We start from the raw sequence: 1,116 nt of genomic DNA, 5'->3' as shown, positions 1-1,116 counted from the left end.
GATCTGCTGGGCGCTGGCGCTGTCGCTGCCGGTCATGCTGGCGCTGAGCTTCGCGACGCTACCGCCATCCTTCGCGGCCATCGGCTCGAGCGCATGGATCGGCCTTGGCTATGTCTCGCTGTTCAGCATGCTGATCGGTTTCGTGTTCTGGTATCGCGGCCTCGCGCAAGGCGGCATCGCCGCGGTCGGGCAGCTGCAGCTGCTGCAGCCCTTTTTCGGCCTGGCGCTGGCGGCGAGCCTGCTGCACGAAAAGGTCAGTCCGATGATGGTGGCCGTCACGCTCGGCGTCGTGGCCTGCGTGTTCGGGGCGAAGAAGTTCGCCAAGTAGGAAGCCTACAGATCGAGGGCGATCGCCTTGGCGGCGGGACTTTGCAAGAAAGAACAATGGTGCCCGGCCGTCCCCCGAAAGATCGCCGCTTCCAAACCCGGGCCATGCATTGCGCAGGCCCGGGCGGTATCGGCGCGCTCTTTTGGGAATTGCCTTAGAGTTCAGGCATCGGCGGCAGCTTCGCCAGAGGGAAGCCGAACCACTTCTCGTTTATCTTCGACAGTTCGCCGCTTTGGACGATCTTTTCGATGAACGTGTTGGCGAAGTCGCGCAGTTCGGAGTCGGCTTTGCGAAAGGCCATCCCGTTCGCCTGTTCGTTCAGCAGGATCTTCGGCTCGATGTTGAGCTGCGGAAAGGACTTCGCCAGATGGGCGAGGACGACCGTGCTTGCGCCGAGAGCCTGTGTCTGCCCCGAGATCAGGGCCTGGATTGACGTGGCGTCGTCGTCGAAGATCTTGATCGGCGTTCCTTGCGGGGCAACCGCTTCAAGCGCGGCCTGCTCCGTCGATGCGCGGGAGACGCTGATGGTGACGGTTTTCAAATCTTGCGGCGTCTTGATCGCGAGGTCCTTGGGAGCCAGCACCGAGATGGTCAGCGTGCTGTAGGGGTTTGAGTACAAAACCTGCTTCGCGCGTGCGGCCGTGATGCCGAGCGTGGCGATCAACACGTCGACCTTGTTGGTCAGAAGGTAGGGGATGCGATTGGGGCCGGTGACGGGAACCAGTTCGAGCTGCACGCCCAGTGCGTCGGCCAACAGCTTGGCTACGTCGGCATCGTAGCCCTCTGGC

General features: G+C 62.7%; 2 protein-coding genes. One reads left to right on the top strand and one right to left on the bottom strand.

The annotated features are described in order from the left end of the window. A partial coding sequence (locus tag EOD07_RS35320; protein ID WP_164772888.1) for a DMT family transporter occupies window positions 1-328 on the top strand: 328 nt, incomplete at its 5' end. A 154-nt stretch (window positions 329-482) separates the two neighbouring features. On the opposite strand, the gene EOD07_RS35315 is transcribed toward EOD07_RS35320, so the two are convergent. Then, the coding region (locus EOD07_RS35315) for a transporter substrate-binding domain-containing protein (RefSeq protein WP_127238432.1) at window positions 483-1,116 on the bottom strand (634 nt) is incomplete at its 5' end.

It is taken from the genome of Mesorhizobium sp. M2C.T.Ca.TU.002.02.1.1 (assembly GCF_003997225.1).
The sequence above is the reverse complement of the archived record's forward strand: the minus strand, read 5'-3'. Positions and strand labels throughout refer to the sequence as shown.